This is a genomic window from Atribacterota bacterium, assembly GCA_039638595.1.
GTDB classification, from domain to species: domain Bacteria; phylum Atribacterota; class Atribacteria; order Atribacterales; family Caldatribacteriaceae; genus Profundicultor; species Profundicultor thermophilus.
In genome coordinates, this window is the sequence record JBDIWM010000063.1 from 1 (window position 1) to 8,849 (window position 8,849).

An 8,849-nucleotide genomic window follows, 5' to 3' on the forward strand; every position below is an offset into this window, starting at 1 on the left:
ATCGCGTATCAGCCATGACGCGGTGAATACGTTCCCGGGCCTTGTACACACCGCCCGTCACACCACGAAAGTCGATTCCACCTGAAGTCACTGGGCTAACCGCAAGGAGGCAAGTGCCGAGGGTGGGGTTGATGATTGGGGTGAAGTCGTAACAAGGTAGCCGTAGGGGAACCTGCGGCTGGATCACCTCCTTTCTACGGAGTCGAGATTCAGGGAAGTAGGCGGAATATTTTCTTGAAAGGGTAAAATCGGGCCTATAGCTCAGTTGGTGAGAGCGCACGCCTGATAAGCGTGAGGTCTCTGGTTCAAATCCAGATAGGCCCACCACTTCGTTTAAAAATCCAGGGGGATGTAGCTCAGCGGGGAGAGCGCCTCGTTCGCAACGAGGAGGTCACGGGTTCAAGTCCCGTCATCTCCACCATGCGAATCGATTTTTGAGGGTGTTTTTGTTACCGGGTTTATTCCAACTCAAGTCCCCAGTTGTGGTTCCTTTTATTGTTTTTTAGACGTATTTCCTCCATGTTTATGCGTGTATTTTTATTTCGTTGTTTCCATCTTTTTTTGGTCCTTCGAATGTGTTTGTAGGAACTTCGCGTATAAATGGTTCAAACTACGTACGGATCAGGGTTTGGGAATTGGTTTCGGAGAAAAAACATGAGTTCCTGGTAGAAGTCCTTAGGGTAATCTAAATTGAAAATGTTTTGGGCATGCCAGGGTTGGTTAGGAAAACTTGCATGGTGTTCCTGTGGTGGGGGTTCACAAATTTGTCACGAGTCTTTTAAGGAATGTTCAAAAAAATGTGGTACGCTGCAAAAGACAATCTTGACAAGGAAAAAACGGTCAGATTATTATATCTAAAAAGATATGTCTATTTTCGATATAATGGTGAGGTATGAGACGATTTTCCATTACCAGAGCAATGGTTTTTGAGTATTTACTGCGGGAGGGTGAATTGAGCGGGTATACCTTTATGAAGTACTGCCGTAGGCTTGGGATACCGGTGTCAAGCGGAATGCTCTATCCGTGTCTGCGGGAACTCAAGGAAAAAGGAATGATACTAGAGAGACAGGAAGGGAGGAAGAAGGTATACACCCTGAGCAATAAAGGCCGCGCTTTTGTCGAGCGGGTCGAAGGCCGGCGCAATGTGGATCAAGGATTTCAAGAAATCCTTTTCCGGTTCATGTATCACCTGGAGCGAGTGAACTGGGAAAAAAAGGAGATGGTCTTACTTTTGTCAGAGGATGTGAGACAAATGGAGGCTTATCTGGAAAGGATTCTGGGAAAGAAGGGAGAGGACAATGGGTAGGAAGGGAGTGCTGGCTGGTTTTGTTACGGTGCTGTTTTTGGTGTTGGAGTTTTCGGCCTTCCTTTGGGCGATGGAGCGATTGAGTCTTGATAAAGCTCTGGAAATCGCCCTCAGGGAGAATTCCACCTTGAAAAAAGCACAGGCTGAGGTGGAAATCGCCCGTTCTGCCTTGAGGTTGGTCGAAAAGAACACCTTTTCGCCGGAAATTGGGGTCAGTCAGAGTATCGCCCTGACAGAAGAATTTAATTCCGGGTTTTCCTTCACCATGAAGGATTCGTATTCCTGGGGAGATTCAGTAGAGGAAAAGAAGGCCCGATTGGTTGTAGAGGCTGCCGAGCGGGCATTACGGAAAGCCCAGGAAGAGGTGAAAGCGAGCGTGATTTCGGTGTATCTGAATATCCTTCAAGGGGAGCAGTCGATTCGGCTGGCGGAGAAAAATCTGGAATTGTTGCGGAAGAAATACGAGAAGACGAAGGCGCAGTTTAAGGAAGGGAACGCAGCGGCATTTGCGGTAAAGGAGGCTGAGAAAAAATTAAAAGATGGAGAGATGGTGTTGTTGAATCTGCAAGAGAATTTTTTGGTTTTAAAGAAGAAGTTAAACGGAATTTTGGGGAGGGCTCTGGAAACTCCGTTTGAAGTCGAGCCCTTACCGGAGTTGGCGACTGTGGACATGTCCTTCGACGATTTAAAGGCACTGGCCGTTAAAAACCGCATTGAGCTCGCAGACTTGGAGGGACAAAGAAAAGCGGTGGAAGCGGACCAAAAAGAGTTAAAAGACCAGAAAAAACCTTCAGTGAAAGTTATGGGGGAGTATAAAACGGACGGATGGACGGTCTCTCTTTCGGTTGACCCTTTGAGAAAGAACCTGGACTGGGAAATATCGCGGATTCCGGTTAGGGCCGGGAGCTCTTTTTTGGATGGTGGCAGTGGGGAGGGAAGTTTTGGTGCAGGTATCGTCTTGAACTGGATTGTGTCAGCAGGAGAGGTGTGGAGAGAAAGAGAAGAGCAGTACCAATTACGATTGGCACAGCTTGGGGAGGACTACCGGATGCAGGTCAATTCGATTACGACTGAAGTGGAGGAGAAGTACTACCGGTTCAAAAAAGCTGAGGGTGATTTGGGAATTCGCCAGATTGCCATTGAGGTGGAGCGCGAGAAGTATGCGGTGCGGAAAGAGCAGTATAAAATGGGGGCTATTGATGAAGAAGCACTTTTGGGGAGCGAAATAGCCATGATGCAAGCAGAGAGTGACTATGAAGGCAATATTTATGATTTGGTCCTGAGCTGGGTGGACCTCAAGCGGTCGATAGGGGAAGAGATTCGTATTGGGGAGTTATTTCAGGCATCTCTGAAGGGGGTTGGAGAGTGAGACGGAACTCACCGTTTTTCTCTGTCATCGTTGCGATTTTCTTTCTTTTGAGTGGCTGTGGAATGCCTGGTAACCGGTCGCAATCGGAAGGAGCTGGGCCTCGAAACACTCTCCAGATGTTGCCAAGTGTAAAGGTGGTCCGGGGGAGTATCACCGAGAGTGTCTCAGAGTTGGGAACGCTGGAACCGCTTGACCGGGTAGAGGTGAAATTGGTGGAGGCGGTGGCAGCAAGTGGAGGAGAGATTAAGAAAATCCTGGTCAAAGAGGGAGAGACGGTTTTCAAGGGTCAACCCTTGATGGAGCTCGACACTGAGGAGCTGGAGATTAATCTCCTCAGCGCGGAGGCCAGTTTAGAGTCAGCCAGAGCAGAACTTGCTCAGGTGATGAAGCGACCCACCGAGGTGGAGCTCCGGCAAAGGGAATACGCTTACCAACAGGCGCTGATTGAATATCAGAATGCCAAGACTGCCCTGGAGCGGAGTCGAAGGCTTTTTGCTTCGGGGGGGATTTCCCAGGAAGAACTGAATGCGAGTGAGCAAAACGTACTCCTCAGGGAGAAGGCACTGCGGGTAACCGAAGCTGAACTCAGGGAAACGCAAAATTTACCTGATCAGGAAAACCTGGCCATTGCTCAGAGTGCGGTGACCAGGGCGGAGGCCAATCTCCGTTCAATTCGGAAAAAAATTGAAGCATCCACCATTGCTTCCCCCATTGAGGGGACGGTCATGAAAATCGATGTCCGGGAGGAAGAAATGGTGGCGGTGGGGAAAACCTTGGCTGTGGTGGCTGATTTACGCACCATGAAGGCCGTGATTCCGGTGAACGAAGTGGATGTTCCTAAGGTTAAATCAGGACAGAGGGCTATTGTGAAGCTTGATGCCTACCCTGGAAGAGAGTTCGAGGGTAAGGTGATAAACACGTCCCAGCAGGAGTCGATATCTGGAAACGTGGTCACCTATGAGACCATTATTCATCTTGATAATTCGGAAGGGTTACTGCGTTCGGGTATGACAGTGGACGTGCAGATCTTGTGCGCTTCAAAGGAAAATACCCTCGTCATTCCTTTCACTGCTTTGCAAGAGGAGGGTGGAGAAACCTATGTGCTGGTGAAAAAGGGTGAGAGGGAAACCGAAAGGCGGCCAGTGAAAGTGGGTTTACGCAGTGAAACCACGGTGGAAATCGTAGAGGGATTGGAGGAAGGCGAAGAGGTGGTCATCGCTTTGGGAAGTCGTTCTCAAGTGACTGCGGGTGGGTCGACGGAACCAGAGACGGGTGGACCACCCATGTAGAGGGAGGAAAAAATGGTTGAAAACCATCATGTCATCGTGACAAGGGACCTGTATAAGGTGTACCGGATGGGTGATCAGGAAGTATGGGCTCTGAATGGCGTGAATTTAGAGGTCGCCCCAGGGGAATTTGCAGCCATAATGGGTCCTTCTGGTTCAGGGAAAACCACCCTCACCAACCTTCTGGGTTGCCTTGATACGCCGACCCGCGGGCAGTACTACCTGGATGGCGAAGAAGTTTCTCGGCTGCGAGAAAATCAACTGGCTGAAATCCGCAACCGGAAAATCGGTTTTGTTTTCCAGAACTTTAACCTTTTACCCCGTCTTACCGCCTTTCAAAATGTGGAACTTCCGCTTCTTTACGCTGAGGTGCCTCCGAAGAAACGTCGAGAACGAGTGAGGGAACTTCTGGCTATGGTGGGTTTGGAGTCGCGCATGCACCACCGGCCAAATCAACTTTCGGGAGGGCAAAACCAGCGGGTGGCGATTGCCCGGGCTCTGGTCAACGACCCTTCCATTATTCTAGCCGATGAACCGACTGGTAACCTGGATACCCTCACCGGTGAGGAAATCATGGCCATTTTTCAGAAGCTCAACCAGATGGGGAAGACCATTCTCCTCATCACCCATGAACGGGATATCGCGTTGCATGCCAAACATGTCTTTCATTTGCGGGATGGACAACTCATCCGGGTGGAAGAGGTGCAGGATCCTCTGCGGGCAGAAGAGCGTATTGAGGCCATCAAGACCCAGAGGGAAGGGGGGGAAAGGGTCAGTGAATGTCTCTGAAAGTTTTCGAACAGCTGCCTTTAACCTGATGGCCAATAAGCTCCGTTCTTTTTTGACCATGTTGGGGATCATCATCGGTATCGCTGCGGTGGTGACCATGACTGGGCTTGGACAGGGGATGCGCAGCCAGGTGATCGGTGAGATCAGTAGCCTGGGGTCCAATCTCCTTACCGTCATTCCCGGTCGGGCTCGCCAGACTCCCTGGGGGGCGGTCCGGACCCGGGGTTCTTTTAATGTGCTCAAATATCGCTATCTGGAAGAACTCATCAACATGAGGATTCCTGGAGTGAAAGCGATTACCGCTGAAATGAGCGTTCCCAAAACGGTGGTTTACGCTCGGCAGAGCACCACCGTGAATGTGACGGGTACAACGCCAGACTACTTTACCATTCGTAATTTCAACCTGCAGTATGGTCGGCTTTTCAATGGATATGACCTGTTCTATACCCAGAAAGTGGCGGTTCTGGGCGCTACGGTGGCCAGAGACCTTTTCGGTGACAACTTGCCTTCGGCTTTGGGAAAGACGATTCGTATCGGAAATACCAATTTCACCGTTATTGGGGTTTTGGAGTCCAAAACGGTCATGGGTCAGGACTTGGGTAGCCAGGTTTTTGTGCCTCTTTCGTCGCACCGACAGTATTTGAGCGGTTCGAATTATCTGCAGGGTATCATCGTGCAGACAACGACCCAGGAAAATCTGGGAACGGTGGTCGATATCATAGCTGACTTTTTTAGCCGTAAGATTGGGGACCGAGAACAATTCGATATCCTCAACCAGGCCGATATCCTCAAGACCATTAACACCGTGACGGGAAGCATCACCCTGTTTTTGGCGGCTATCACTGGGATATCACTTCTTGTGGGTGGCATAGGAGTGATGAACATTATGCTGGTATCCGTGGTGGAGAGGACCAGAGAGATTGGCTTACGTAAGGCCATTGGGGCGAAACCGAGGGATATTCTCTTCCAGTTTGTGATTGAGGCGGCCATTTTGACCTTAAGTGGCGGCGTGGTAGGGGTTATTCTGGGAATGGTCATGGGCAAAGTTGGGGGGCGCCTTTCGGGCTGGACTTTTACCATTTCCCCAGGCGCAGTCAGCCTTGCTTTGGCCATTTCCTTTATGGTGGGGTTCTTCTTCGGTATTTATCCTGCTCGGCGGGCCAGCAGGCTCAATCCCATTGTGGCTTTGCGCTACGAGTAGGAAAGCGGATACAATTCCAAAAAGAATGGAGGGTTCGTCTATGGAACGTTTCATGAAGTTTGTCGGTGTTGGTGTTGTCATTCTGATTCTTCTTGGTTTGGTTTCGGTTTGGGCTTCTGAGACCATTTCACTCAACCAGGCTGTGGACATGGGGCTCTCAAGGAGCAGTGCTTTCAAGGTGGCCACTTTCACTCTGATGCAAAACGAAGTAACCTATAAACAGAGTAAAGCTAATCTCCTTCTTCAACCTTCCATTCTCTCAGAGTTGGAAATTGAAAATGTCTGGCGCAACGCGAATCGCAATTTCGAGGTGCAGAAGAGCGCGATTGCGCTCAGGGTGGAAGAGCTCTACTATAACCAGCTCAAGGCCGAGAGAACCCTTGTGCTTTCCCAGGAAAATCTTAAACGGGCCGAAAAACAGTTAGAGAATATCCAGACCAAATTTTCCCTGGGAACGGTGGCCAAAATCGACCTGTTAAAGAGTGAACTGGAAGTTGAGAATGCTCGTCTTGAAGTAAAAAGGGCTGAAAAGAACCTGCACATTGCCCAGGCTGAGCTTGCTTCCTATCTTGTGGGGGATACCAAAAAGGTGTTTACCCTTTCTACCCAACTTACGTTTGAACCCCTTGACCTTGATCTGGAACGTTGCATTGCGTATGCCCTCGCCAACCGTCCGGAAATTAAAACCAGAGAAGAGGCCCTTTCTTTAAGTCGGAAAGCGGTTGAAGTCACCCGTGCGCCGTACTATCCGTCTTTGGAGGTGGAAAAAGCCCGTGCTTCCCTGCAACTTGCCGAAGTTCAGCTTGAAGACACTCGCAATGCTATTGTCCTGGAGGTGGAACGGAAGTTTGTGAACTTCGTTGCTGCTCTTGATAGCGTCCCCGTGGCCCAGAAAAGCCAGGAAATTGCCCGAGAAAACCTGAACGTAGCTCAGGCTCGCTTTGATGCCGGGGTGCTGACCGTGGTGGACCTCCTTTCTGCCCAGAATAACCTCTACGAAGCTGAAAGCAATTACCTAAATGCCATTTTCAACTACAACATGAGTAAAGCTCAGCTCTATCAGGCTCTGGGTATCAACGTGGCTGAACGCGAAAAGTATACGCAAGACCTTCTCAAAGAGAAACCAAAACCCAAAACAGAGGAAACCCCTACCAAGCAGTAAGAGTATAAAAAAATCTGGCTGAGAGGGGTGGATTCGAACCACCACTACGTGATCCAGAGTCACGCGTCCTACCCTTAGACGACCTCTCAGCGCCCTTTAATCATACCATCCTCTCGGCCAGATTTCAAGAGCAATCTCAACCGTTAGAACGGTTTTCCGTGCTGTATACCTTGGGGTGGTTTTTGGTTTTGTATTTCCCTGTTGGGTAGAAAACCACTGGAGTGAAAATGAACGGTGCATCATTTTTGCTGAGCATCATAGTGTCAGGTTTTGACACTCCTTTGTGGTAGAATGTGCTGGTAACATTGAGGGGGTGAAGGCGTGTTAGAGGGAGTGCGGCAGATAGGGAAAACGTATCGGGGAAGTGTGGAAGGTGGTTTTGCTTTCAGTTTAATTAAAGAAGTGGAGCAGAGAAAAGAAACGCAGTCGAAAAAGCACCTTCTCAGGTTAGACTTCTGGCCCAAGGAGGATAACCTTGAACTCTCCTTTCTGGAAATCAATGAGCGGACTTCTGGAGAATACCTTTGGGTGGGTCATCGTAAAGGTAACGTTCCTCAAGACAGGCTGACTGCCAGTAACGTTCAGTATATCTTATTTGGTTCGCTATTCAATCTTAAAAATAGCCTTCCAAAGGGAAGGTTGAAAGAAACCCTGGAAGAACTGGTGAAACGCTTTTTTGTTCAGGTAAAAGTAAAGGACAAAACGCTCCAGGTTCTTGATTTCCGAAAAATCAAAGGATTTCCTCCCGATGTGCCCTGGCCTCCGAGAGAAGAACCAAAAAAGTTTCAGAGTGAGTACAAAAAGATTTTTTTTCGACACTTGAAAGATAGCTTTGGTTTTTCAGAAGATGATTTTGGTCTTTTTGCGATCACCATTGAGGGGAAAAAACCTTCGGAGATTGAAGAGTACGTGGCATACCTTGAGCAGGCGATGATCGAAGAGCAGTTTGAGGAGTCTTTGCATGGGATTTGCTCCGTATGCGGTCAAAAAGAAGAGCTCACCTGGGATACCACCAGTTTCCCAGACAAATTTTACATCACCAAACTGATTATCTTTTCTTCAGAACTTCTGGGTAAAAAGGGTAAAGAAGGCTTTGCCAAAAATTTTGCCCTCTGTCGGGAGTGTTACAGAGAACTCCTCACCGGGATGAACTATTTGCGAAACTACCTCAATACCCAGCTGGCTGGTAACACTCTCTACCTTATCCCTGGTCTTTTTTTCCATCCGGTGGGGAAAACCCTGACCGAAAAGTGGATGGATTTTTCCAAACGCTACTTTACCTCAACCTTCACTCCAGAAGCGTTTTTAGAGTTTGAGGAAAAGGTCGAGCAAAAACTGGAGGATTACCGGGAGTTTGAAGAGCTCATCGACTACACCTACGTTGACCTTTTGTTCTATTCGATTAATCAGAGTGCGTTTAAAATCAAAAAGCTCATTCGGGAAGTGCCATTGCGACGGGTGAGGGCAATAAAAGGGGTTTTTCGGGAGGTGCAGAAGCTGGGAGAGGAGCTTTTGGGTAACGGGAAAGATTGGTTTCTTTCCCTCAATGGGATGTACTACCTTTTGCCGATTCGTTCTGGAGAGGAGGTCGAACACCGGAAAATTTTGGAGCTCTACGAGAGTCTCTTTTTGGGGTATCCGGTGGACCGAAAAATACTGGTGCGGTTTTTCCTCACCTTGGCCCAGGTGTGCTTCTTCGAGCGTCAGGGGTATAACGTCAAGCCGGGAAGTAAGCC

Annotated in this window: 7 protein-coding genes, 3 tRNA genes and 1 rRNA gene; 10 read left to right on the forward strand and 1 reads right to left on the reverse strand. The window is 48.9% G+C overall.

Annotation, left to right across the window (positions count from 1 at the left end):
• The 9 genes from ABDK92_10425 to ABDK92_10465 form a co-directional block, all read left to right on the forward strand.
• Positions 1-194, forward strand: a 16S ribosomal RNA gene (locus ABDK92_10425); the annotation flags it as partial.
• Positions 195-250: 56 nt separating this feature from the next.
• Positions 251-327 (forward strand) — tRNA-Ile (locus ABDK92_10430).
• 18 nt (positions 328-345) lie between these two features.
• Positions 346-421: transfer RNA gene (locus ABDK92_10435), tRNA-Ala, on the forward strand.
• A gap of 471 nt (positions 422-892) precedes the next feature.
• Positions 893-1,306, forward strand: a complete 414-nt coding sequence (locus ABDK92_10440; GenBank protein ID MEN3187020.1) for a helix-turn-helix transcriptional regulator — start codon at positions 893-895, stop codon at positions 1,304-1,306.
• Entirely contained in the window at positions 1,299-2,675 is a 1,377-nt protein-coding gene (locus ABDK92_10445) for a TolC family protein (GenBank protein MEN3187021.1), read from the forward strand. Before ABDK92_10440 ends, ABDK92_10445 begins: the two co-directional genes overlap by 8 nt.
• Positions 2,672-3,964 (forward strand): efflux RND transporter periplasmic adaptor subunit, encoded by a 1,293-nt coding sequence (locus ABDK92_10450; GenBank protein MEN3187022.1) that lies wholly within the window; start codon positions 2,672-2,674, stop codon positions 3,962-3,964. The genes ABDK92_10445 and ABDK92_10450 overlap by 4 nt, the downstream gene beginning before the upstream one ends.
• Before the next feature lie 12 nt (positions 3,965-3,976).
• Positions 3,977-4,750, forward strand: a complete 774-nt coding sequence (locus tag ABDK92_10455; GenBank protein MEN3187023.1) for an ABC transporter ATP-binding protein — start codon at positions 3,977-3,979, stop codon at positions 4,748-4,750.
• A complete protein-coding gene (locus tag ABDK92_10460; GenBank protein MEN3187024.1) occupies positions 4,737-5,951 on the forward strand; it encodes an ABC transporter permease in 1,215 nt (404 codons plus the stop codon). Before ABDK92_10455 ends, ABDK92_10460 begins: the two co-directional genes overlap by 14 nt.
• A gap of 40 nt (positions 5,952-5,991) precedes the next feature.
• Complete coding sequence (locus ABDK92_10465) at positions 5,992-7,113, forward strand: TolC family protein (protein ID MEN3187025.1); 1,122 nt, start codon at positions 5,992-5,994, stop codon at positions 7,111-7,113.
• A gap of 15 nt (positions 7,114-7,128) precedes the next feature.
• Here the strand turns inward: ABDK92_10465 and ABDK92_10470 are convergent.
• Positions 7,129-7,202: transfer RNA gene (locus tag ABDK92_10470), tRNA-Gln, on the reverse strand.
• 232 nt (positions 7,203-7,434) lie between these two features.
• Here ABDK92_10470 and ABDK92_10475 point away from each other — a divergent pair.
• On the forward strand, positions 7,435-8,849 hold a 1,415-nt coding region (locus ABDK92_10475; GenBank protein ID MEN3187026.1), incomplete at its 3' end, for a TIGR02556 family CRISPR-associated protein.

Bases quoted from the DNA above. Each gene is read 5' to 3' on its own strand.
- ABDK92_10440 (MEN3187020.1), top strand. From the start codon at position 893: ATGAGACGATTTTCCATTACCAGAGCAATGGTTTTTGAGTATTTACTG.
- ABDK92_10445 (MEN3187021.1), top strand. From the start codon at position 1,299: ATGGGTAGGAAGGGAGTGCTGGCTGGTTTTGTTACGGTGCTGTTTTTG.
- ABDK92_10455 (MEN3187023.1), top strand. From the start codon at position 3,977: ATGGTTGAAAACCATCATGTCATCGTGACAAGGGACCTGTATAAGGTG.
- ABDK92_10465 (MEN3187025.1), top strand. From the start codon at position 5,992: ATGGAACGTTTCATGAAGTTTGTCGGTGTTGGTGTTGTCATTCTGATT.